This window comes from Ornithinimicrobium cryptoxanthini, assembly GCF_023923205.1.
Taxonomy (GTDB): domain Bacteria; phylum Actinomycetota; class Actinomycetes; order Actinomycetales; family Dermatophilaceae; genus Ornithinicoccus; species Ornithinicoccus cryptoxanthini.
In genome coordinates this window covers 661,625-685,035 of record NZ_CP099490.1, presented here as the reverse complement: position 1 = coordinate 685,035, position 23,411 = coordinate 661,625, and the positions used below count along the sequence as shown (strand labels likewise).

The 23,411-nt window shown below is 69.8% G+C and carries 21 protein-coding genes; 6 read left to right on the top strand and 15 right to left on the bottom strand.

Annotation, left to right across the window (positions count from 1 at the left end; genetic code table 11):
- Positions 1-9 precede the first annotated feature (9 nt).
- The 14 genes from nuoK to NF557_RS03130 form a co-directional block, all read right to left on the bottom strand.
- Positions 10-309: an NADH-quinone oxidoreductase subunit NuoK gene (gene nuoK, locus NF557_RS03195; RefSeq protein WP_252621647.1), complete on the bottom strand. Its 300-nt coding sequence runs from the start codon at positions 307-309 to the stop codon at positions 10-12.
- Complete coding sequence (locus tag NF557_RS03190; protein WP_252621646.1) at positions 309-1,100, bottom strand: NADH-quinone oxidoreductase subunit J; 792 nt, start codon at positions 1,098-1,100, stop codon at positions 309-311. Before NF557_RS03190 ends, nuoK begins: the two co-directional genes overlap by 1 nt.
- Entirely contained in the window at positions 1,097-1,858 is a 762-nt protein-coding gene (gene nuoI, locus NF557_RS03185; protein ID WP_370584418.1) for an NADH-quinone oxidoreductase subunit NuoI, read from the bottom strand. Before nuoI ends, NF557_RS03190 begins: the two co-directional genes overlap by 4 nt.
- Positions 1,851-3,377 (bottom strand): NADH-quinone oxidoreductase subunit NuoH, encoded by a 1,527-nt coding sequence (gene nuoH / locus NF557_RS03180; protein ID WP_252621645.1) that lies wholly within the window; start codon positions 3,375-3,377, stop codon positions 1,851-1,853. The genes nuoI and nuoH overlap by 8 nt, the downstream gene beginning before the upstream one ends.
- Positions 3,374-5,917, bottom strand: a complete 2,544-nt coding sequence (locus NF557_RS03175; RefSeq protein WP_252621644.1) for an NADH-quinone oxidoreductase subunit G — start codon at positions 5,915-5,917, stop codon at positions 3,374-3,376. Before NF557_RS03175 ends, nuoH begins: the two co-directional genes overlap by 4 nt.
- Positions 5,914-7,227 (bottom strand): NADH-quinone oxidoreductase subunit NuoF, encoded by a 1,314-nt coding sequence (nuoF, locus tag NF557_RS03170; protein WP_252621643.1) that lies wholly within the window; start codon positions 7,225-7,227, stop codon positions 5,914-5,916. The genes NF557_RS03175 and nuoF overlap by 4 nt, the downstream gene beginning before the upstream one ends.
- Entirely contained in the window at positions 7,224-8,054 is an 831-nt protein-coding gene (gene nuoE / locus NF557_RS03165) for an NADH-quinone oxidoreductase subunit NuoE (RefSeq protein ID WP_252623879.1), read from the bottom strand. Before nuoE ends, nuoF begins: the two co-directional genes overlap by 4 nt.
- A gap of 142 nt (positions 8,055-8,196) precedes the next feature.
- Positions 8,197-9,540, bottom strand: coding sequence for an NADH-quinone oxidoreductase subunit D (locus NF557_RS03160; RefSeq protein ID WP_252621642.1), 1,344 nt, complete (start codon positions 9,538-9,540; stop codon positions 8,197-8,199).
- Entirely contained in the window at positions 9,540-10,268 is a 729-nt protein-coding gene (locus NF557_RS03155; RefSeq protein WP_370584118.1) for an NADH-quinone oxidoreductase subunit C, read from the bottom strand. The genes NF557_RS03160 and NF557_RS03155 overlap by 1 nt, the downstream gene beginning before the upstream one ends.
- 70 nt (positions 10,269-10,338) lie before the next feature.
- Positions 10,339-10,893, bottom strand: a complete 555-nt coding sequence (locus NF557_RS03150) for a NuoB/complex I 20 kDa subunit family protein (protein WP_252621641.1) — start codon at positions 10,891-10,893, stop codon at positions 10,339-10,341.
- An 86-nt stretch (positions 10,894-10,979) separates the two neighbouring features.
- Complete coding sequence (locus tag NF557_RS03145) at positions 10,980-11,345, bottom strand: NADH-quinone oxidoreductase subunit A (protein ID WP_252621640.1); 366 nt, start codon at positions 11,343-11,345, stop codon at positions 10,980-10,982.
- 326 nt (positions 11,346-11,671) lie between these two features.
- Complete coding sequence (locus NF557_RS03140) at positions 11,672-12,289, bottom strand: exonuclease domain-containing protein (protein ID WP_252621639.1); 618 nt, start codon at positions 12,287-12,289, stop codon at positions 11,672-11,674.
- The gene (locus NF557_RS03135; protein WP_252621638.1) at positions 12,286-14,151 is read right to left on the bottom strand and encodes a DUF294 nucleotidyltransferase-like domain-containing protein; all 1,866 of its coding nucleotides are present in this window, start codon (positions 14,149-14,151) and stop codon (positions 12,286-12,288) included. The genes NF557_RS03140 and NF557_RS03135 overlap by 4 nt, the downstream gene beginning before the upstream one ends.
- 15 nt (positions 14,152-14,166) lie before the next feature.
- On the bottom strand, positions 14,167-14,856 hold the full coding sequence (locus NF557_RS03130; protein ID WP_252623876.1) for a demethylmenaquinone methyltransferase: 690 nt from the start codon (positions 14,854-14,856) through the stop codon (positions 14,167-14,169).
- A 43-nt stretch (positions 14,857-14,899) separates the two neighbouring features.
- Here NF557_RS03130 and NF557_RS03125 point away from each other — a divergent pair, with 43 nt between their 5' ends.
- Both NF557_RS03125 and NF557_RS03120 read left to right on the top strand, forming a co-directional pair.
- Positions 14,900-16,294, top strand: coding sequence for an isochorismate synthase (locus NF557_RS03125; protein WP_252621637.1), 1,395 nt, complete (start codon positions 14,900-14,902; stop codon positions 16,292-16,294).
- A 2-nt stretch (positions 16,295-16,296) separates the two neighbouring features.
- Entirely contained in the window at positions 16,297-16,866 is a 570-nt protein-coding gene (locus NF557_RS03120; protein WP_252621636.1) for a GNAT family N-acetyltransferase, read from the top strand.
- Between the two features lie 90 nt (positions 16,867-16,956).
- Here NF557_RS03120 and NF557_RS03115 read toward each other — a convergent pair whose 3' ends face one another.
- Positions 16,957-17,178: a hypothetical protein gene (locus tag NF557_RS03115; RefSeq protein ID WP_252621635.1), complete on the bottom strand. Its 222-nt coding sequence runs from the start codon at positions 17,176-17,178 to the stop codon at positions 16,957-16,959.
- 144 nt (positions 17,179-17,322) lie between these two features.
- On the opposite strand from NF557_RS03115, the gene NF557_RS03110 reads away from it, so the two are divergent.
- The 4 genes from NF557_RS03110 (at position 17,323) to NF557_RS03095 (ending at position 23,411) form a co-directional block, all read left to right on the top strand.
- Positions 17,323-18,078: an N-acetyltransferase gene (locus NF557_RS03110; RefSeq protein ID WP_252621634.1), complete on the top strand. Its 756-nt coding sequence runs from the start codon at positions 17,323-17,325 to the stop codon at positions 18,076-18,078.
- Positions 18,079-18,253: 175 nt separating this feature from the next.
- Positions 18,254-19,603: a GNAT family N-acetyltransferase gene (locus tag NF557_RS03105; protein ID WP_252621633.1), complete on the top strand. Its 1,350-nt coding sequence runs from the start codon at positions 18,254-18,256 to the stop codon at positions 19,601-19,603.
- Positions 19,604-19,699: 96 nt separating this feature from the next.
- Positions 19,700-21,163 carry a DUF5129 domain-containing protein gene (locus tag NF557_RS03100; protein ID WP_252621632.1) on the top strand — a complete coding sequence of 488 codons (1,464 nt, stop codon included), beginning with the start codon at positions 19,700-19,702 and terminating at the stop codon, positions 21,161-21,163.
- A gap of 25 nt (positions 21,164-21,188) precedes the next feature.
- Positions 21,189-23,411: a helicase-associated domain-containing protein gene (locus NF557_RS03095; protein WP_252621631.1), complete on the top strand. Its 2,223-nt coding sequence runs from the start codon at positions 21,189-21,191 to the stop codon at positions 23,409-23,411.

Genomic DNA, 23,411 nt, shown 5'->3' with positions numbered 1-23,411 from the left:
GCTCGCTCCTTACAGCTTCAGCAGGTTGGCGTCGTCGACCGAGGCCGAGCGACGCGCCCGATAGATGGACATGATGATGGCCAGTCCCACGACAACCTCGGCGGCCGCGACGACCATGACGAACAGGGCATAGACCTGACCGTCGAGGTTGCCGTGCATCCGCGCGAACGTGATCAGGGACAGGTTGCACGCGTTGAGCATCAGCTCCACGCCCATGAACACGATGATCGTGTTGCGTCGCAGCAGCACCACCAGCGCGCCGATGGTGAACAGCACGGTGGACAGATAGATGTATGCCGAGAGGTCCATCAGCGCTCTCCCGTCGGGTCATCGGTCGGGCCCGGCAGGTCAGCGGTCTCGCTGTCCGGTGGGTCACCGGCCGGGTCGACCCCCCGGTAGGGCTCGTGCACCTGGCCGCGCGCGACCAGCACACGGGGCACGGACACCTCGACAGGGGTGCCATCGGGCAGCAGCGCCGGGGTGTCGGAGGCGTTGTGCCGGGCATAGACGCCGGGGGCCGGCTTGCCGGCCACCCACTGGTTGGAGCGCACCCGGTCGGCGGCGTACTCGCGCTGGGTGCGACGCGGGGTGAGGCGCTCGTGGTGCGCCAGCACCATGGCACCCATGACGGCGATCACCAGGAGTGAGCCCAGGACCTCGAAGCTGAACACCTGGTTGGTGAAGATCTCCCGGGCCAGGGCCGTGACGGCGCCCTCGCTCTGAGCGGCTTCCAGCCCGACGGGCTCCGGGAAGGTGACCCTGCTGATGGCGTAGCTGCCGAGCGCGACGAAGACCAGCGCCAGGATCCATCCCCAGGCACGCTGGCCCGGGATGGTCTCGATCCGGGCGTCGGAGGCGTCGACACCCACCGTCATGACGACGAACAGGAACAGCATCATGACCGCGCCGGAGTAGACGAAGATCTGGATGATCCCGACGAACTCGGCGTACTGGGCGATGTAGAGGATGCCGAGGGCGACCATCACCATCGCCATGGACATCGCCGCGTGGACCGCCTTGTGCACAAACAGGAGCCCGAGGGCGCCGAGCACCATGACGGGACCCAGCACCCAGAAGAGCAGGGCCTCACCACCGCTCACCGGGACACCTCCTCGTGGTCGGGTTTGTCGTCCCCGGCGGCCTTGACCTCGGCGGCCCGCTGGGCTGCCTTGTCCCGGGCGAAGACGAAGTCACGCTGCTCCCTGGTCGGGGCAGTGACCTTGCCGCGGTAGTAGTCGCGCTCGACGGTGCCCTCAGCCATCGGGAACGGCGGGGGCAGCTGCCCCTCGCGCACCGGGGCGAGCAGCTGGTGCTTCTCATAGATGAGCGGAGCGCGGCCCTTGTCCGCCAGCTCGTACTCGTTGGTCATCGTCAGGGCTCGCGTCGGGCACGCCTCGATGCACATCCCACAGAAGATGCAGCGCAGGTAGTTGATCTGATAGACGCGGCCGTAGCGCTCACCGGGAGAGAAGCGGGCGCCCTCGATGTTGTCCGCGCCCTCGACATAGATGGCGTCCGCGGGGCAGGCCCACGCGCACAGCTCGCACCCGATGCACTTCTCGAGGCCGTCGGGGTATCTGTTGAGCTGGTGCCGTCCGTGGAACCGGGCCGCAGTGGGGCGCGGCTTCTCGGGGTACTCCTCGGTGTAGATCTTGCGGAACATGGTCCCGAACGAGACGCCGAAACCCGCGACGGGGGCGAACAGCTCCTCGAGGAAGCCGGGTTGTTCCTCGGTCCCGTCGGGGCGGGTCACCGTCGCAGGCGGGGTGTCCGCCGGTGGGACCTTGGCGACCTCCGCGCCCTTGCTGCGCCCGGACGCTGATTCCGAGTGCTTGGCCTGATGTCCTTGGTCAGCCACGGGAGTCCTCCCCATTGCCGTTGTCGGTTCTGCCGTTGCCGGTTCTGCCGTTGCCGGTTCTGTCGTCGTCGGTTCTGTCGTCGTCGGCGCTCGTGTCGTCGAGGACAGCGGTGCTGGCCCTGTCCCTGCCGCTGCCGGCGGTGCCGGCAACCGGTGCGGCCTGGGCCACGGCCGGGCCACGGCGCGAGGGCTCCACCAAGGTCTGGCCCGGCAGCGGCGGCACCGGGAAGCCACCAGCGAACGGGTCGACCTCGACCGGTGGGCGTCGGGCCTCGAGGGTGGCGGCCTCCTTCTTCTCCAGATAGCTCATCAGGAGCATGATGCCGCCCACGACACTGATGATGACCAGTGCGGTGGTGATGATGACCGGCCAGCGGCCAGACCCGAAGTAGCCGATCGAGGGGTCGGCGGCGCGCATCAGGATCACGGCCACGACCCACACCAGTGACAGCGGGATGAGCACCTTCCAGCCGAGCTTCATGAACTGGTCGTAGCGCACGCGCGGGAGCGAACCTCGCAACCAGACATAGAAGAAGATGAAGCTCCACATCTTGAGGGTGAACCAGAGGATGCCCCACCAGCCCTCGCTGAACATGCCGTCGTTGATCGCACCGATCGGCCAGGGGGCGTGGTAGCCGCCCAGGAAGAGCGTGGTGGCCAGTCCCGCGACGGTGAACATGTTGATGTACTCACCGAGGAAGAACATGCCGAACTTCATCGAGGAGTACTCGGTGTGGAAGCCACCGCCGAGCTCGCCCTCGCCCTCCGCCAGGTCGAACGGCAACCGGTTGGTCTCGCCGACCATGGTGATCACGTAGACCACGAAGGAGAAGAAGAGCGGGAAGGCGAACCACCAGCGGTCCTGCGCGGCCACGATCTGGCTGGTCGACATGGAGCCGGCGTAGAGGAAGACCGCGACCAGGGACAGGCCCATCGCGATCTCGTAGGAGATCACCTGAGCAGTCGAGCGCAGTCCACCCAGCAGCGGGTAGGTCGATCCCGAGGACCATCCGGCGAGCACGAAGCCGTAGGCGGCGACACCGGCCACGGCCAGCACCAGCAGGGTTGCGACCGGGGTGTCGGTCAGCTGCAGCGGGGTGGTGTGCCCGAACATCGAGACCTCGCCACCCATCGGGATGATCCCGAAGGAGACGAACGCCAGCGAACCGACCATCAGCGGGGCCAGGACGAACATGACCTTGTCCGCGTTGGTGGGGGTGACGTCCTCCTTCATGATCAGCTTCAGGCCGTCAGCCAGCGTCTGCAGGATGCCGATCGGGCCGAACCGGTTGGGGCCGGGCCGCTGCTGCATGCGGCCGATGAGGCGGCGCTCGAACCAGATGACGACCAGGACCGAGAGGAGCAGATAGACGAAGATCCCGACGGCCTTGATCAGCGACAGCCACCAGGGGGTGTCGCTGAAGTCGGCGACCGGCAGGTCAGAGAGCGGGACGGGGACTGCCGCGAGAGCGGTCGGAGAGTATGCCGCCAGCTCGGTGACGACGCCCAGCGCACTCATGCGTGACCTCCTGTGGCGGTGTGGCTCGCCGTCGTCGCGTCAGCCGGTTGGCTGGCCGCGATGGCCACGATAGAGCCAGCCTCGGCGCCCAGGGTGGCACGCACAGCGGACCCGGGCGAGTTGGTCGGGACCCAGACCACGTGGTCCGGCATCTCGGTGAGCTCGACGGGCAGGCTGATGGTGCCGCGCTCGGTGCTGACCGCCAGGTGCGCGCCCTCGGTGAGTCCGACGGACTCTGCGGTCCCGGCGGAGATCCGGGCCACGGAGCGCGGTGCCGTGCCGGCGAGGAACGGTTCACCGTCCTGCATGGAGCCGCTGTCGAGCAGGTGGTGCCAGGTGGCCAGGACAGCCTCGCCCTGAGCGGGGCCAGCGAGCTGGGCGGCCGAGACCCGGTGCAGGTCGGTGGTGCCCTCCCAGGGCCCGAGCGCCGTCATCTCGTGCCGCAGCGCGGTCAGGTCGCGTGCTCCCAGCTGGGTGCCCATCTCCGCAGCCACCAGGTCGAGCACGGCATGGTCACTGAGCGCATTGGAGGCCAGCGCCTGATCGAACGTGCGCAGGCGGCCCTCCCAGTCCGCGTAGGCACCAGCCTTCTCCTGCTGGGGAGCCACCGGAAGGATCACGTCGGCAAACTCGTGGACCACGGACTCGCGGAACTCCAGCGACACGACGAACGTGCGGTCCAGTGCCTGACGGGCCAGGGCCGGGTCCGGCAGGTCGTCGGGGTCGACGCCGCCCACCACTAGCGCGCTGAGCTCTCCCGCGGCCGCAGCCTCGAGGATGCCCTGGGTGTCTCGGCCCGCCGTGTCCGGCAGACCGGTCCCCCACGCGTGTGCCACGGCGTCGCGGGCCGCCTCGTCAGCGACCGGGCGTCCGCCCGGCAGGAGGTTCGGCAGCGCGCCGACCTCGAGTGCTCCACGCTCGCCCGCACGACGCGGGACCCACGCCAGGCGGGCACCGGTGGCCTCGGCGAGCGCGGCGGCTCCGGACAGGCCGCCCGGGACCAGCGCCAGGCGCTCGCCCACGAGGATGATCGAGTCGTGGGTCAGCGACGCGGCAGCGCTGGTGACCGGGTCAGAGCCGTCACCGGCCTGACCTGAGCGGTCCGCCGCGATCGCCTGCAGGATCTCGGTCTCCGTGCGCGGAGCCGTCGGGATCAACGTCCCGCCCATCTTGCCCAGACCACGGGTCGCGAACGGCGCGAGGGAGAAGACGGCCGTCCTGTTCTTCAGGAACCCCTTGCGCATCCGCAGGAACAGGATCGGGCTCTCGTCCTCCGGCTCCAGACCCACCAGCAGCACGGAGGAGGCAGCCTCGACGTCGGCATACGTCACGTCCGTGCGCCGCACGACGTGCGAGGCCAGGAAGTTGGTCTCCTCGGCCGAGTGCGGCCGAGCCCGGAAGTCGATGTCGTTGGTGCCCAGGACGGTGCGGGCGAACTTGCTGTAGGCGTAGGCGTCCTCGACCGAGCTGCGCCCTCCGACCAGCACCCCGACTCCCTGCGCGGCGTGGGCGGCGGCCAGACCTCTGGCCGCGGCAGCGAACGCCTCGTCCCAGGTGGCGACGTGGTAGGCGCCGTCCGCGCCACGGACGACGGGGTCGCGCAGCCGGTCGGGCTGGGTCGCGTAGGTGAATGCCCAACGGCCCTTGTCGCAGTTCCACTCCTCGTTGACCTGGTCGTCGGTCAGCGCCATGCGGCGCAGCACCGAGCCGCGCCGGTGGTCCGTGCGGATCGAGCAACCGGACGCACAGTGCTCACAGACACTGGACGTGGAGACCAGGTCGAAGGGACGGGAGCGGAAGCGGTAGGCCGCGCCGGTCAGCGCGCCGACCGGGCAGATCTGGACGGTGTTGCCGGAGAAGTAGGACTCGAACGGCTTCTCCTCATAGATGCCGACCTGCTGCAACGAGCCGCGCTCGATCAGCGCGATGAACGGGTCACCGGCGATCTGGTCGGAGAAGCGGGTGCAGCGGGCGCAGAGGATGCAGCGCTCGCGGTCCAGCAGCACCTGCGAGGAGATGTTGATTGGCTTGGGATAGGTCCGCTTGATGTCCTCGAAGCGCGAGGTCGGCCGGCCGTTGGACATCGCCTGGTTCTGCAGGGGGCACTCGCCGCCCTTGTCGCAGACGGGGCAGTCCAGCGGGTGGTTGATCAGCAGGAACTCCATCTGGCCGTGCTGCGCCTTGTCGGCGACCGGCGAGGTGTGCTGCGTCTTGACCTGCATGCCCGGCGAGACCGCCACCGCGCACGACGGCTGCGGCTTGGGCATCGCCTTGACGTTGCCCTCACGGTCGGGGGTGGCGACCTCGACCAGGCACTGACGGCAGGAGGCGATCGGGTCCAGGAGCGGGTGCTCGCAGAACCGCGGGATCTCGACGCCGATCTGCTCGGCGGCCCGGATGACCAGGGTCCCCTCGGGGACGCTGACGTCGACCCCGTCGATGGTCAGGTCGACCATCTTCACGTCCGGCTCGGCCGGGAGGTCGGCGCCCTCGTCGAACACGGGGTTGCCCCCGGCAGCGGGAGAGGTGTTGACAGTCATGCTGGCTGGGTCTCCTTCGCGAACAGCGTCGAACGCTCCGGGGGGAACAGCTCGGAGGCGGGTGTGTGCATACCCTGCTCGAACTCCTCGCGGAAATACTGCACCGCAGACGTGATCGGGCTGGTGGCGCCGTCACCCAGGGCGCAGAAGGCGCGGCCCAGGATGTTGTCGCAGATGTCGACGAGCTTGTCGATGTCGTCCTGGCTGCCCTTGCCGTGCTCCAGCCGCTGCATGATCTGCTTCAGCCAGTAGGTGCCCTCACGGCACGGGGTGCACTTGCCACAGGACTCGTGGGCATAGAAGTCGGTCCAGCGCGAGACGGCGCGGACCACCGAGGTGGTCTCGTCGAAGATCTGCAGCGCCCGGGTGCCGAGCATGGAACCGGCGGCGGCGACGGACTCGAAGTCCAGCGGCACGTCCAGGTGCGCGTCGGTGAAGATCGGCGTGGACGAGCCGCCCGGGGTCCAGAACTTCAGTGTGTGACCGGTGCGGATGCCGCCGGCCATGTCCAGCAGCTCGCGCAGCGTGATGCCCAGCGGTGCTTCGTACTGACCCGGTCGGGTGACGTGTCCGGAGAGGCTGAAGATGCCGAAACCTTGGGACTTCTCCGTGCCCATGTCGGCGAACCACTCCGCGCCGTTGGCCGCGATCGGGGCGATCGAGGCGATCGACTCCACGTTGTTGACGACCGTGGGCCGGGCATACAGACCCTCGACAGCGGGGAACGGCGGCTTCAGCCGAGGCTGACCACGACGGCCCTCCAGGGAGTCCAGCAGGGCTGTCTCCTCGCCGCAGATGTAGGCGCCGGCTCCGGAGTGCAGTGTGATGTCCAGGTCGAACCCGGTGCCCAGGATGTCCTTGCCCAGGTAGCCCGCGTCGTAGGCCTCCTGGATCGCCAGCTGCACCCGCCGGTGGACGTGGGCCACCTCGCCGCGCAGATAGATAAAGGCGTGGTTGCAGCCGATCGCGAAGGAGGTGATGACCATGCCCTCGAGCAGGATCTGTGGGGCGGCCAGGAGCAGCGGGATGTCCTTGCACGTGCCGGGCTCGGCTTCATCGGCGTTGATCACGAGGTAGCGGGGGCCACCGTCCGGCTTGGGCAGGAAGCTCCACTTCAGGCCGGTGGGGAAGCCGGCGCCACCACGACCGCGCAGCCCGGAGGCCTTGGCCATGTCGACCAGGTCGGCCTGGTCAGCCTTGAGCGCCTTGCGCAGGCCGGCATAACCGCCGTTGGCCTCGTAGGTCTCCAGGGTCCAGCTCGTGGGGTGATCCCAGAACTTGGTCAGGATCGGGGTCAGCTGAGTGCTCACGCGTCCTTCTCCTTGTCTGCGCCCGGCTGCTGCGCCGAACTGTGCTCCTCGCCGGTCTCCGGCTCTGCGTCGCTCGTGGTGTCCTGGGCGTCCGTGTCGGTGTCCTGGATGGTGTCCGCGTCACTGTCGTCCTCGCGCGCGGACGGTGGCGCCTCCCAGCCACGTTCCTTGGCCAGCTTCAGGCCCTCGAGAGAGGCCGGACCGGCGCCGACGCCCTCGTGGGCCAGACCGTCGGGGAATCCCGCCAGCATGCGCGAGACCTGCTTGAAGGAGCAGACCCGGGAGGCGCCGCGCGTGGGCGCCACCGGCTTGCCGGCGCGCAGGTCATCGACCATCGCCTTGGTGCTCTCGGGGGTCTGGTTGTCGAAGAACTCCCAGTTGGCCATGACCACGGGGGCGAAGTCGCACGCGGCGTTGCACTCGACCGACTCGAGGGTGATCTTGCCGTCTGGCGTCGTCTCGTCGTGACCGATGCCGAGGTGCTCGCTGACCTCCGCGAAGATCTGGTCGCCACCCATCACCGCGCAGAGCGTGTTGGTGCAGACGCCCACGGTGTATTCGCCGTTGGGGTGGCGCTTGTACTGCGTGTAGAAGGTCGCCACACCGGACACCTCCGCGCGGGTGAGGTCCAGCATCTCGGCGCACAGGTCCACGCCGCGGCCGGACACAAAACTGTCCACCGACTGCACCAGGTGCAGCATCGGCAGCAGCGCCGACCGCTTCTGCGGATAGCGCGCGATGATCGCCTCGGCGTCCGCCCGCAGACTCGCCAGCTGCTCGGCGGAGTACGGCTCCTCGCTGGCCTGCAGCGGCGTGAGGTAGTGCATCGGCGGCTCGCCGAACATCGTCACGTCGGGCCGGCTCATGTCTGCGGGTCCGGGCCCGGTCTCGGTGCTCATCGTGCCTCCTCGACGAACTCCGCGGACCGCTCCGGGCCTCGCAAGCTCGTGTCCTCGCGGATCCTTTCGGTCATCGGTCCACGCCTCCCATCACGGGGTCGATCGAGGCAACCGCGACGATGACGTCGGCGACGAGGCCACCCTCCGCCAGCACGGACGCCGCCTGCAGGTTGTGGAACGACGGATCACGGAAGTGCGCCCGGTAGGGGCGGGTCCCGCCGTCGGAGACCAGGTGGACGCCGAGCTCACCCTTGGGCGACTCGATGCCGACGTAGGCCTGACCGGGCGGCACCCGGAAGCCCTCGGTGACCAGCTTGAAGTGGTGGATGAGTGACTCCATCGACTCACCCATGATGTTGCGGATGTGGTCCAGGGAGTTGCCCTGCCCGTCAGAGCCGACCGAGAGCTGCGCCGGCCAGGCGATCTTCTTGTCCGCGATCATGACCGGCTCACCCTCGCTCGCCCGCAGCCGCTCGATGGCCTGCTCAGCGATCTTCAACGACTGCCACATCTCGTCGATGCGGATGCAGGTGCGGTCATAGGCATCGGCACCGTCGCGGGTGATGACCTCGAAGTCGTAGGTCTCGTAGCCGCAGTAGGGGCTCAGCTTGCGCAGGTCCAGCGGCAGTCCGGCGGAGCGCAGGATCGGCCCGGTGACACCCAGCGCCATGCACCCGGTGAGATCCAGGTGACCGACGTCGACCGTGCGGCCCTTGTAGATCGGGTTCTCGAGCAGGAGGTTCTCCAGGTCGCGGATGCCGAGACGCAGGTCGGGCAGCTCGGCCTCAAGGGCGTCCAGCGCCTCGCCCGGCACGTCCTGGATGACGCCGCCGGGGCGGACGTAGGCGTGGTTCATGCGCAGCCCGGTGACGGCCTCGAAGAAGCGCAGGATCCGCTCGCGCTCCCGGAAGCCGATCGTCATCACGGTCGTCGCGCCCAACTCCATGCCACCGGTGCCCAGACAGATCAGGTGCGAACCGATCCGGTTCAGCTCCATCATCAGGATACGGATGTCGTTGGCGCGCTGCGGGATCCGGTCGGTGATGCCGAGCAGCTTCTCGATCGCGAGGCAGTAGGCAGCCTCGTTGAAGATCGGCGTCAGATAGTCCATGCGCGTGCAGAACGTGGTGCCCATGGTCCAGGTGCGGAACTCCATGTTCTTCTCGATGCCGGTGTGGAGGTAGCCGATGCCAGCCCGGCACTCGCGCACCGTCTCACCATCAAGCTCCAGCACGAGACGGAGCACGCCGTGGGTCGAGGGGTGCTGCGGCCCCATGTTGACCACGATGCGTTCCTCGCCGAGCGTGGCCGCATCGTGAGCGATCTGCTCCCAGTCACCGCCGGTCGCCGTGAACACGGGAGCGCCGAGGTCCTCGCCGTCGGCGTAGAGGTCTTCGTGGGTCTGCGTGGACATCAGCTGTAGCTCCTGCGCGTGTCTGGTGCCGGGATCGTGGCGCCCTTGTATTCCACCGGGATGCCACCCAGTGGATAGTCCTTGCGCTGCGGGTGGCCCGGCCAGTCGTCTGGCATCAGGATCCGCGTGAGCGCGGGGTGTCCGTCAAAGATGATGCCGAACATGTCCCACGTCTCGCGCTCGTGCCAGTCGTTGGCCGGATAGGTCCCGACGATCGATGGGACGTGCGGGTCCTCCTCCGGAGCGGACACCTCGACCCGGACGCGGCGCCCGCCGTGGGTGATGGACATGAAGTTGCTGACCGAGTGCAGCTCGGCACCGGTCATCTGGGGGTAGTGCACGCCCGTGGAGCCCAGGCACAGCTCAAAGCGCAGGGCGGGGTCGTCCCGCAGCGCGTTGACGATCGTCAGGAGGTGCTCGCGAGCGACGTGGAGAGTCATCTCACCGCGGTCGATGACGACCTCGACGGCCTCGGCATAGATCGGGCCGGTCGCCGCCTCGAGGGCATCGGCCACCTCGTCGAAGTAGCCGCCATAGGGACGGGCAGCCTCACCCGGGAAGAGGATGTCGCGCTGCAGACCGCCATAACCGGAGGTGTCACCGCCGGCGCTGGCGCCGAACATGCCCGTGCGGCGGGCAGCTACCACGGGCTCACCAGCGGCCCGGGCCACGTCGTCGGTCTGCTCGACCGGCAGGTCCTCGGTGGGGTTGTCGTTCTTGTCGCTCACGCCACTACCTCCGCCGTGACTCCGCGCTCGCTCCGGGCCTCACTGCGTTCGTGTCCTCGCGTCGCTGTCATCACGCCAACAACCCCTTCATCTCGTGCGTGGGCGTTGCCGCAAGAGCAGCGGCCTCGGCCTTGCGGGCCGCCTCGACACGGTCGACGCCGAACTTCGTCTCGCGGATCGTGTCGTGCAGCGAGAGCAGGGCGTTGAGCAGCATCTGGGGCCGCGGCGGGCAGCCGGGCAGATAGATGTCGACCGGCACGATGTGGTCCACACCCTGCACGATCGCGTAGTTGTTGAACATCCCGCCCGAGCTGGCGCACACACCCATCGCCAGGACCCACTTCGGGTTGGGCATCTGGTCATAGATCTGGCGGACGACGGGCGCCATCTTCTGGCTCACCCGACCGGCGACGATCATCAGGTCAGCCTGCCGCGGCGTGGCCGCGAACCGCTCCATGCCGAACCGCGCGATGTCGTAGTCCGGGGTGCCGACGGCCATCATCTCGATGGCACAACAGGCCAGACCGAAGGTCGCGGGCCACACCGATCGTGCCTGCATCTGGCCGACCAGACCCTCGACCGAGGTCAGCAGGATGCCTGAAGGCAGCTTGTCCTCAAGTCCCATGTCTCACACCGTCCTCCACAAAGTCCTACGCGTCCAACACTTCTCGGTCCCGCACGCCGCGTGACGCGACGCGGTCCAGCAGCAGGTCAGTCCCACTCAAGCCCACCCCGGCTCCACTCATAGACGAAGGGGACGGAGACCACAAACAGGAACAGCAGCATCGCCAGCAGCGAGAAGAGCCCCACCTGGTCGAACGCGACCGCGAACGGATAGAGGAAGAGCACCTCGACGTCAAAGATGATGAAGAGCATGGCCGTCAGATAGAACTTGATGGGGATGCGCCCGCCCTCGGCGGCCTGCGGCGTCGGCTGGATCCCGCACTCATAGGCCTCCGACTTGGCCCGGTTGTAGCTCTTCTGGCCGATGACCGCCCCCGCGCCCATCGAGCCCCCGGCGAACAGCAGGCCGAGTGCAAAGAAGAACAACAGCGGTAGGTACGGGTGGTAGTCCATCACCCACGCTCCTTTCGGCGCTGGCTGGTCGGCAGCCCAATCCTAGGGGTCACAGTGGCCATCATGCCGCAGGTGCCACTCTGGCGAGCGCGGCGATCGGTCGATCGTTGACCCAGCCACTGTTGGCCACTTCCGGATTGGCCGTCCTTGGCAGGGACTTCATCACTGTCTTGCGCCGCAGACCATACTGGTTCACCGGTCGTCCGCCGCGGCGGGCCAACCACTCGGAGTCCTGGGACACCTTTGCCGCCTCGCTTGTGAAGGGATTCACGAACTTCGGGCGTCAGTCTAGGTCTCCGCTGACGGCGCCCGAACTTAGGCCTGCCTCACTGCAGCTGCCGCAGGGTCATCGTGCCGTCACCGGCGAGCGCGGCGACCTGCGCCAGATAGAGCTCGGCGCAGGCGAGCGCATCAGTGAGGGCGTCGTGTGAGCGATAGCGCGGCAGACCCAGGTGGCGCCGTGCCGCAGCCAGCCCCAGCTCCTGGTCCGCGACCTGGGCGTGCGACCGGCCGCGGCGCAGCACCCGGCGCTGCAGTCGGACCGTGTCGACGACCACCAGGTCGGGCAGCGCGACGCCGTGCCCCCTGCAGGCCGCGTCAAGGAAGCCGGTCTCGATGCGGGCGTGGTGGGCCAGGAGCACCCGACCCTCCAGCGCCGCCAGCACCACAGGGAGCACCTCGCTCAGAGACCTGGCACCCGCGGCCGTGTCGTCGGTGATGCCGTGGACGGCTGCGCTCTCCCCCACGCCGCCAGGACCCGCCGGACGCACGGCATACCCCCGTGCCCCGCCGAGCGCAATGCTGAGCCCGTGGACAGGGACCATCCCCACGCTGAGAACCTCGTGCCTGGATGGGTCGAGGCCGGTCGTCTCGAGGTCGACCGCCAGCAGGTCCAGCTCGGTGACGGGCCGGTCTCTGTCGGCGCTGCCCCGTCGCCACCTCATGACAGCGTGTCCAGCGGCAGCCGCTGCCCCAGCGCCTGCTGCGCGCTGCGCACGATCCGGAAGGCGTCGCGCAGGTGGCGGCGCTCAAAGTCAGTCAGCTGCCCCGGGTCGACGAAGTTGTCCGGCTCCTGACCCATCCTGACCTGGCGGCCCTGGTGGCGCAGCCGCAGATAGGACACGAACTCGAGGGCGTCCGCGAGCTCGGCGCCCAACCCTGGTGACAGGGAGCCGGCGTGGGTGGCCGCCGCGATGCGCGCCTGGGAGCCGACCTCGGGCAGGCCGTGCAGCAGCGCGTGCACCCGGGCCAGCTCGACGATGGCCGCGACGCCGCCGGACTTCAGGTCCAGGCTGTCCCGGTGCTCCCCCTCCTTCTCCAGCACCAGCCCCCGGAAGAACCCGAGCGGAGGGCGGCGAGAGACGGCGTGCCGGGCCAGGTAGGCCAGGAACAGGTCGGCCTGCCCGGTCGCCGCGAGCACCGGGGCGCGCAGCTCCTCGACGAGTCGGTGGTCGCCGCGCAGCGGGCGCATGTCAAAGAAGATCGAGCCGTTCAGCACCGCCTCCGGCTCGGGCGTCTCGAGCCAGTGCGCGAAGTGGCTGCGCCAGGTCGACACGCTCACCCGCCAGCGTGGGTTGGTCGCCATGACCTCGCCGGGGCAGCGCGGGTAGCCGCACGCCTCGAGCCCGGACGACACGCGCTCCGCGAGCTGGGCGAAGTAGTGGTCCTGCTCCGAGGTCACCTCGTCGGAGAGCACCAGCGCGTTGTCCTGGTCGCTGGCCAGGCCCTGCTCGTGACGGGCCTGCGACCCCAGCACCACCCAGCAGTAGGCCACCGGCGGCGGACCGAGCTCGGTCTCGGCCAGGGTGAGGAGACGACGTTCGATCGCGTCGCCCAGCGAGGTGACCACCCGGCCGATGTCGCGGGCACTGGCATCCTCGGCCACGAGCTGCTCGACGATGACCGGGATCCGGCTGGCGAGCTCGACGAGCACGCCCACGTCCTGGGCGCCGGCGATGTCCGCGACGAGATAGACCGGGTTGTTGTGCTCCAGGCGCATCAGGTCGGTGCTGCTCACCAGGCCCAGCACCTGGCCCGCGACGTCCAGGACCGGCAGGTGGTGGATGTTGCGGTCGACCATCGCCATCAACGCCTCGAAGGCCAGCGCGTCGCTGCGGGCGGTCTCCGGGTCGGGCGTCATCACGGTCGCCAGCGGCTCAGCCGGGTCCCGCCCGGCCGCCAGCACCCTGCTGCGCAGGTCCCGGTCGGTCACGACGCCGACCAGGTGCCCGTCCTCGAGGACCAGGATCGCCGAGACGTGCTCGCGGGCCATCACCTGAGCCGCCTCGCGGATCGAGGTGGTCGGGGCGGCCCCGACGGGTGGCCGCCTCAGGAGGTCGCCGAGGGTGGTGCGCAAGACGGCCCCACCGCGGTCGGCCAGGTGCAGCTGCCCGACCGCGCGCCGCAGCCGGGCGGCGTGGGCGGAGGTGTAGAACGACTCGAAGCCGGGGTCGCTCTGGCACAGGTCCCGGAAGGAGGGCTCCGGGACGACGAGCAGCAGGCTGTCCTCGATGGCGGTGAAGTCGTAGCGCGACGGTGCCCGCTCCACCAGGGTGGACATCCCGAACGAGGTCCCCACGTCACTCCGCTCCACCAAAACACCCTCACTGTCGGTGATGTCGACGGCGCCCGAGCGCAGCACGAACATCACCCGGCTCGACTCACCGACGGACAGGATCCTCGTGCCACGGCGGGCATAACGGATGGACGCCGACGAGACCAGCGCCGAGAGCAGGGGACGCGGCAGCTCACGGAACGGCGCATGGGCAGCCAGGAAGTCAGCGACCTCGGTGACCTGAGCGTCCATGCCGCGTCCGACCCGTCAGCGCACCGCGTGGTGCAGCGCGACGATGCCGCTGGACAGGTTGCGCCAGCGCACGCCGCTCCACCCGGCGGCGCGGACCAGCCGCGCCAGCCCCTCCTGGTCCGGCCACACCTGGATCGACTCGGCGAGATAGACGTAGGAGTCCGGGTTGCTGCTCACGCGGCGGGCGACGGCCGGCAGCGCCCGCATGAGGTATTCCTGATAGACCGTCCGGAACGGTGCGAACGTCGGGGTGCTGAACTCACAGATCAACAGTCGCCCGCCCGGCTTGGTGACCCGGTGGAACTCCTCGAGGGCCCGGCCGGTGTCACTGACGTTGCGCAACCCGAAGGACATGGTCACCACGTCGAAGGAGTTGTCGGCAAACGGCAGGGCGAGCGCGTCAGCGGCGGTGAACGCCAGGTCGGGACGACGACGGTTGCCCTGCCGGAGCATCCCCAGGGAGAAGTCGGCCGGCACGACGTCGATGTCGGCATCGGCGAAGGGCTCGCTGCTCGTGCCGGTCCCGGCGGCGATGTCGAGGACGCGCTCACCCGGTCGTGCGTCGATCGCCCGGACCACGGCACGGCGCCACAGACGGTCCTGCCCCAGGGACAGCACATCGTTGGTCAGGTCATAGCGACCAGCCACCTCGTCAAACATCTCGGCCACCTCTTGGGGCGCCTTGTCCAGGCTCGCACGACTCATGCGGGTCATCTTCCCATCCCGGCACGGCATAGGCTGACCTGCCGTGACCGTCCCCGTCCTGCCCCGTCTGCGGGTCCGCACCCTTGCGGCCCCGCCCGTTCCCGACCTGTTTGACCTGCTGCCTCCCGATGTGGACGCCGCCTCGGTGGTCAGCTGGGTGCGCGAGGGAAGCGGGTTGATCGGATGGGGACGGGCTGCCAGCAGCAGGACAGCCGACGGTGGACGAGGCGGCCCGGACCGTTTTGCCACCGCCGCCCAGTGGTGGCGTGATGTCGTGGCGGGGGCGGAGGTCGTCGACGAGGTCGACCTGCCGGGGACGGGGCTGGTCGCCTTCGGCTCCTTTGCCTTTGCCCCCGGCTCCCCCGACGGTGGCGGACTCGTCGTCCCGCGCGTCATCGCCGGGCAGCACGACGGCAAGGCGTGGGTCACCAGCATCGAGGATCTCGATCTCTCCACGGCTGCGGACACCGAGCCCGGGGTCAGCGACCCCGCCCCGACCGACCCGGCCGAGGGCGCCCCTGCCGCACCAGACCTTCTCCCCGCCCCCGGCGAAGCTCAGAGTGAGCCAGCTCGCGGCATACGACTGCTTCCTGGTGCGGTGGCGCCGCCGGACTGGCCACGGGTGATCCGGGCCGGGATCGCACGGATCGCGGCCGGCGAGGTCGACAAGGTCGTGCTGGCCCGCGACGTCGTGGCTGCCGCCGACGCGCCGATCGAGACCGTGGACGTGCTGCGCCGGTTGGCGGACCGCTACGGCGCGACCTGGACCTTTGCCGTCGACGGTCTGGTCGGCGCAACCCCGGAGATGCTGGTGCGGCTGCAGCATGGGCGGGTCCGCTCACGGGTCCTGGCCGGCACGGTGCGGCGCGACCGCACCCCGGCGCCCTCGGTGACCGAGGCGCACCCGGAGCTGGAGGACGCACACACCCCCGACCCCCGGCTGCGCTTCGTCTCCGACGCCAAGGAGCTGGAGGAGCACCAGTTCGCGGTGCGGTCGGTGGCCGAGGCTCTCGCGCCGCACTGCGCAGCCCTGGAGGTGCCCGAGGAGCCGTTCGTGCTGGAGCTGCCCGACGTCTACCACCTGGCCACAGACATCAGCGGCGAGGCCTCCGACGACGCGACCTCCCTCGACCTGGCCGCCGCCCTCCACCCCTCCGCCGCGGTCTGTGGCACGCCCTCAGAGGCTGCCGCCCGGGTGATCGCCGAGCTCGAGGGCATGGACCGGGGTCGTTATGCCGGTCCCGTCGGGTGGCTGGACGCCTCCGGTGACGGGGACTGGGGCATCGCGCTGCGCTGCGGGCAGCTGTCCGCCGACGCGCGGTCGATGCGGCTGTTCGCCGGCGGTGGCATCGTCGCTGCGTCCGACCCGGAGTCCGAGCTCGCAGAGACCGAGGTGAAGCTCGCAGCGATGCGGCACGCCCTCGGCCTGGGGTCGTAAGCATGCCCTCACCCCGCAGTCACGTCGTGCTGCGTGACCCGCTCCCGACGGATCGGGCGCAGGTGCTCGCCGCCCAGGCCGAGCTCGCCGCCGACGACTTCAACTTCGCGCTGTTCGACTTCGGGCCGGGGCACGAGGACCCGAGGCACCAGGACCCGGGGTACCGGGACCAGGTGTGGGAGCAGTTCCTCGACAAGGTCGCCCGTGATCGGTCCGGCATCGACCTGGCCCCGGGGCGGGTGCCCGCGACGATGCTGCTGGCCCTGGTCGGCGACGACGTCGTGGGACGGGTCCACCTGCGCCACGAGCTCACCGCCGCCCTGCTCGAGGAGGGTGGGCACATCGGCTATGGCGTCCGTCCTGGCTTCCGTCGTCGCGGCTATGCAACGCAGATGCTGCGTCAGGGACTGGTTGTCGCGCAGCACCTGGGCATCGCGCGGGCGCTGGTCACCTGCGATGACGACAACCCCGGCTCGATCGCCACCATCGAGCGCTGCGGCGGGCAGCTGGAGGACAGGCGCAGGCGCGAGGACGGCAGGCTCACCCGTCGCTACTGGATCGACCTGGCCTGAAGGTCCCGGGCACCAGCCCTGAGACAGAGCCCGGTCGAACCTGCTCAATTTTCACGCGCCGCCGACACAGCACGAGCGAGGTGGGTCGCCTCAGCGCTGCCGGTTGCGTGGGTGAAGCCGGGCGTTGCGCTCGTTTCCTCGCCGGTAGTTGCCGGTCAGCCTGGCCATCAGCTCTTGGGGGTCGTGGGACTCGACGTCTTCGAGGAACTCCTGGGCGCGCCGCCCGCGCAGCGTGGTGGCGGTGCGACCGTGGTGAGAGATCACCACCTGCTCACCTCGCACGACGAAGCCGAAACCGACGGGACCGGGCATGTCCGGAGCGTAGCCAGGCGCATTGACCGACGCTACCGAGTATCCGCAGCATCCAGGACGGTGCGGAACGCGCGTTGCAGGGCGGCTGTGCCGGTCCCCCGAAAAGCCGTGGTGTGCCGAGGGCAAGTCCACAAGGATGCTGGCATGAACGACGTCGACGGGGAGAGGAGCTGGTCCACGGAAGACGGAGCGGCCATGAGAGCCCTGCAGCGGCCTGACGGGGCCTGGTCGATCCGGTTGCCTGACGACAATGTCGCGGCGTGGGCGGCTCTGCTCTCCATGGCGAGGTCGGACATCAGCGGTGCGATGCTGGTGTCCCGGTCGAGCGAAGACTGCGTTGAGGTCAGCTCGGAGTTGCGCCGGGCCGGATTTTCGCCCGTGAGGTCGGAGACGGTGTGGAGGCTGCCGGTGGCGGGACTCCTCGCACGGCCGTCCGTGCGCACGGTGCACCGAATCGTCTCCGTGACCTCGTGGGGTGCCGACGCAGTCGCGGAGTTGGACAACAGCATCCGGCGCGACATTCCCGGAACACGTGGATGGGTGGGCACTGGTGAGCAGCTCACCGCGTCGCTGGACGACCCGCAGTTCGATCCAGCCCTCTACCTGGTGGCTCAGCACTCGACGAGGAGAAGTCTCGACGGACTCATCCGCGTCTGGAACCGCTCCCCCGAGCCGAGGCTGGGGTGCCTCGGGGTCACTCGTCCGTGGCGCCGCACCCGGCTGGCCCTTGCCCTCGTCCAGGAGGTCGCCACGACGTTGCACGCCAGGGGCGTCGCCCACATCACGGCCGAAACCGACGCGACCAACCGCGGCTCCTACCTGATGGCCACCCACCACGGCGGCGAAGCCATCGAGACGACAGTCGAGTGGCAGAATGCGCGTCCCCGCCGACCAGACTGAGCAGGAAGAGAGGCACTTCTTCTATAGCTTGAGATCAGGCAGGCTCGACGGCGCGGTGCATCACCGTGTTCCTCTGGCCCTTGGTGCCCGGCAAAGCAACCGGTCTCGTCCTCGATGCACCGACCCTCCAAGAAACCGGTGGCCCCGCACGGCAGTCGGGCGGGAGACTGGCTGAGTGAACCACGAGAGTCCCGAGACGACCACACCCGACGTTGACCACCCTCCCGCCCCCGTCACGACCCTGGTCGACCTGTCCCTCGCCGATGCCGAGCGCATCATGGCGCTGGAGCACCTGGTCTGGTTCGAGATCGCGCCGGGGGTCAGCGCCCAGGACAGCCTGGCCGAGCTGGACTTCAGTCGCACGCGAGGAGCCGAGCTGGCTTCTCCCACACCACGACTCGGCGTCAGGCCCCAGGCTGGGCCACCGCTGGCCGGCATGTATGCCTCGTGGGCCATGGCGGTGACCGCCCCCGGCGCCGACGGCGGGCTGGTCCGCCTGCCGATGAACGGACTCACCTGGGTGGGAGTCCACCCCGACCTGCGACGGCGCGGCATCCTGCGCCAGATGATGGTCGAGCACCTGCACTCCGCCCACGACGACGGCGAGGCGATCGCCGGACTCCAGGCCGCCGAACCCGGCATCTATGGACGTTTTGGGTATGGCGCGGCCTCGCTCGACGTCACCCTCACCCTCGGCAGGGGCACCCAGCTGGATGCTGGCGCAGACCTGGACCAGGCTGCGGGCGAGGTCGGCACGCACATCGTCCCTGCCGGCACACCGGAGGCGATGGAGGTCATCCAGCGCGCCCACCTGGGTGCCGCTGAGAGCACCCTCGGCGCGGTCACCAGGACCGACGCGATGGCCGCCACCTGGTTCCGGGACCACCCGGTGGCCCGCGGCGGCCGCGAACCTCTGCAGGCGATGTTTGCCACCCGGGACCGTGAGCTCAGCGGCTATGCGCTGTTCCGGCGGACCCCGAAGTGGGAGCACGGCGTGCCCGCTGGTGAGGTGCAGGTGCGCGAACTGGCCGCCTCCGATCCCGCCTCGCTCCTGGCCCTGGGACGACGGCTCGTCGACTTCGACCTGACCTCGTCGGTCACGGTGGACGGGCGCAGCATGGACGACCCGCTGCTGTGGTGGGCAGGTGGGCCACGTTCCGCCGGCCTGCGGGCCGGGGACTCGCTGTGGCTGCGACTGGTGGACGTCGACAAGGCGCTGACCGCACGCGGCTATGCCGGTGCCGTGGACGTGGTCCTGGACGTGGTCGACCCGGTGTGCCCGTGGAACGAACGGCGCTGGCGCCTCACCGCTGGTGAGGACGGTGTGGGCGCCTGCCTGCCCACCGATGCCGACGCCGACGTGCACCTGCCCGTCGCAGCCCTGGGCGCGGCATACCTCGGCTCACGACCCCTCGCCGCCCAGGCCGCTGCCGGCACGGTGACCGAACGCAGACCCGGCGCCGTGGCCGAGCTCTCCCGCGCGATGCGTGGCGACATCGAACCGATCGCTGCGATCGGTTTCTGACCCGACCCGCAGGATGCTCTGTCCAGGCGAGCGTTAGGTTGGTGGTCGCCGGGAAGTCGTCGTCCACAGGGGGCCGGCGAGGGAGGAGAGCTTGTCATGTCGATCCGTCAGCGCGCGCTGGTCGGGGGTGTCGCCAGTCTTGGCGTCGTGGGCACCGCCGTGTGGGGCTTCCTCAGTCAGGTTCCCGAACACGGCGGCACCGAGCTCCAGATCGAGGACACCGCCGGCATCCTCTATGCCCCGGACCTGGAGGCTGCCGTCGAGGAGATCAGCTTCTATGAGCCGACGACCGTGGCGGTCTTCACTCACCGGGGCGGGTCCGAGGCGCTCATGAACGACCACGCCCTGAACGACGCGACCCTGGAGTATGCCCAGACCACCAGGCCCGACTGGCTCAGCGACAACGAGCAGAAGTGGGCCGACGACCTGTTCATCCTGGGCGTGGACCCTGAGGGGCGGCTGGTCGGCACCTATTTTGGGGAGAACCGCAAGGTCTCGCAGGACGCCCAGGCCGACATCCAGGAGGCCACCAAGGACGACTTCCGCAGGGGCCAGTGGACCGAGGGCTCGATCGCCGGCATCGAGGCCGCTGCCGGGCAGATGAACCAACCTTTCGCGCGCTCGGGCGGGGGCATCGCCGTGGGCGCCGGGATCTCGCTGGCCACCCTGGCAGGGTCGGGCACCTACCTGCTGGTGGGGACCAGGCGACGCAGCAGGAGCAGGACAGCCCGTGCCGCCGGCGACAGGGCGATGGCCAACGTGGTCCGCGACTATGACGTGACCCAGGTGCACGCCAACCTGATCCCCGAGACGTCCCGCTATGGCGGCGCGATGCTCCGTCGTTATGAGGACTACACGCAGACCTTCCGCGAGCTGACCGAGCTGGGCAACCAGGCACGGGCCATCCCGGAGAGCAGCTATGACACCACCCAGACTCTCTCGACGCTGACCAGCTATCAGGAGACCGCCGAAGGCCTGGACAACCTGGACGACGTCATCGCCGACACAGCCGCACTGCTCAACCTCGACCGGGCCTGGCCGCAGTCCTGGGAGCGTCAGCTCGCCTCGCTGCGCGAGGACCTCGAGGGTGTGGACCCGATGCTGTCCACGACGCTCGATGAGGAGGTGCGCGGCTTGGACGAGGCCCAGCCCCTGCGCGAGTTCGCCTCCCAGTCACTGGCCGAGCTCGACCAGCTGCACGGTGATCTTGAGGCCAGGGCGATCACGCCTGACGACGCGCTCGACGCGCTGCGCAACCTGCGGGACGGGCTGAGCGGACACCTGGACACGCTGGCGGGATCGGTGGCACGGGCCTACAGCGAGGAGGAGTCCGAACAGAGGACGATGAAGGAGGCGATGCGCGACGGGCGGGTCAGCTCCGAGCCCACGATCCTCAGCGCCTCCGACCACACGTGGACCTGGATCACCATCAGCTCGTTCAACAACGGCTACTCGTCCGGCACGTCGCAGGTCCAGCAGTCGAGGTCGTCGAACGGGTCCACGTCGGGATACAGCAGCGGAGGTAGCTTCAGCGGCGCTGGCAGCTCGTCCCGCTTCTGAGGCGCCGCGCGGTTAACGTAGTCAGGTGCCCATCCGTGCCCGGAGTCTCGCTGACGACCTGCGCGGACGCTCCCAGGAGGATCTCGTCGCCCTGCTCGTGGAGCGTCCGGACCTGGCTCGCCCGACCCCGGCGGACCTGACGACGCTCGCTGCGCGGGCGACGACCCGCGCCAGCGTGCAGCGCGCTCTCGACGGGCTCGACCTGGCCCACCTGCAGACCCTCGAGGTCATCTGCGTCCTGGGTGCGGCACCGGTGGGCGAGATCGCCACGGCGCTCGGGGAGCCGAAGCGCTCCCCTCTGGTCGCCGAGCTGGTCGAGCGTCTCTGCGCCCTCGCGCTGTGCTGGCGCAGCCCGGAAGGCTTCCGCGCGGCCCGCACCGTGCAGGAGGTGGTGGGTGCTCCCGCCGGGCTCGGTCCGGAGACCGAGGACGCCCCCACGGGCCAGGAGCTGACCGAGGCCCTGGACGGCCTGGACCGCCGGCAGCGAGCCATCCTGGACGCCCTGACGTGGGGACCCCCGGTCGGCGTGCTCCCTTCAGGCGGCAGCGGGGACGCCGCGATGCGCGAGGCGGGCGAGCACCTGCTGGGTCAACGGCTGCTGCGGCGCACCGACGAGAGCCATGTCCTGCTCCCCCGCCAGGTCGCCCTGCGTCTGCGTGGCGGCCGGGTGCACCGGCAGGCCGAGCTGGCGCCGCCGGCCTGGACCGACCCCACGCTCGATGCCGACCTCGTCGACGCCACGGCCGGTGGGCGCGCGGCCCAGCTGCTCGAGCAGGCCGCCGAGCTGCTCGACGAGTGGGGCACCCGACCTCCCCGCGTGCTGCGGACCGGCGGTCTCGCGGTGCGTGACCTGGCGCGGGCTGCCACGCTCCTGGAGGCGACCACCGCCGAGGCCGCCTGGCTCGTCGAGGTGCTGCATGCCGCGGGGTTGATCGCCGCCGACGAGTCCGCCGACCCGTCCTGGATGCCGACCGGTGAGTCCGACGACTGGGCCGAGCTGACCGCCGGAGAGCGGTGGGCCGCCCTGGCGACCGCCTGGCACGGCATGGCCGCCGGCCCCTCTGTCGTCGGCACCCCTGATGGCACGGGCAAGGTCAACGCCCTCAGCACCCAGACCTCCTGGCCGTTCGGGCGGCAGCGTCGCCATGATGTCCTGGCCGCACTCGCCACCCTGCCCGCGGGTTCGTCTCCCACGACCGACTTCCTGGTCGACCTGCTGCGGTGGCGCCACCCGATCCGGATGAGCCGCTCCATCGACCCCGGCATCGACGTCGTGCTGCGCGAGGCAGACTGGGCCGGCCTCACCGGGCGAGGTGCCCTCGCCACCGCAGCGCACGGCATACTCACCGGCGACGTCGTCGCTGCCGGCCAGCGGATGGACTCGCACATCCCCGAGGCGGTCGAGCACGTCCTCGTCCAGGCAGACCTCACAGCGGTCGCCCCCGGCCGCCTCGACGGGCCCGCACGGTCCGTCATGCGCCTGCTCGGGCAGGTCGAGTCTCGTGGTGGTGCCACGGTGCACCGCATCACCGAGAGCGGCATCAGGCGTGCCCTCGACCTGGGTTGGTCCGCGGACCGGGTGCTCAGCGAGGTGTCTGCGGTGAGCCGGACCGGGGTGCCCCAGCCGCTGGACTACCTGGTCCGCGACGTCGCCCGACGCCACGGCGTCGCCCGCGTCGGGTCGGTCGGGTCCTATGTGCGCTCGGATGACCCCGCGCTCCTGGACCGCGTGCTGGCCGACCGGACCCTCGGCATGCTGCAGCTGCGTCGGATCGCCCCGACGGTCCTGGTGAGCCCGGTCCCGGCAGGCACCGTGCTCGACGTGCTCCGGGAGAGGCAGTACGGCCCGGTCCCCGAGGGCGAGGACGGCGGGCTGACGATGGTCTCGCTGCAGGACCACCGCGCCACGCGGAGACCGGTCGCACCGACCCGGGTGAGGACCGTTGACGCCGAGACCGCCGCCCGCATCGTGGCGACGATGGTCAGTGGCGAGTCCAGCCGCCCGGCCGGGGGCAACGGTCTCCCCGCACCGACCGACCCTGTCGTCACCTCGTCGCTGCTGCGCGAGGCGGCGGCCGAGCGCCTGCCGGTCTGGATCGGCTATGCCGATGAGGTCGGCGGCATCCAGCGACTGCTGCTGCGACCCACCGCCGTCGAGCAGGGTCGGGTGCGCGGGACGGTGGCCGACCAGGACACCCCGCGCTCCTTCCTGCTCCACCGGATCTCCGGGGTGGCCGCCGCGGACTGA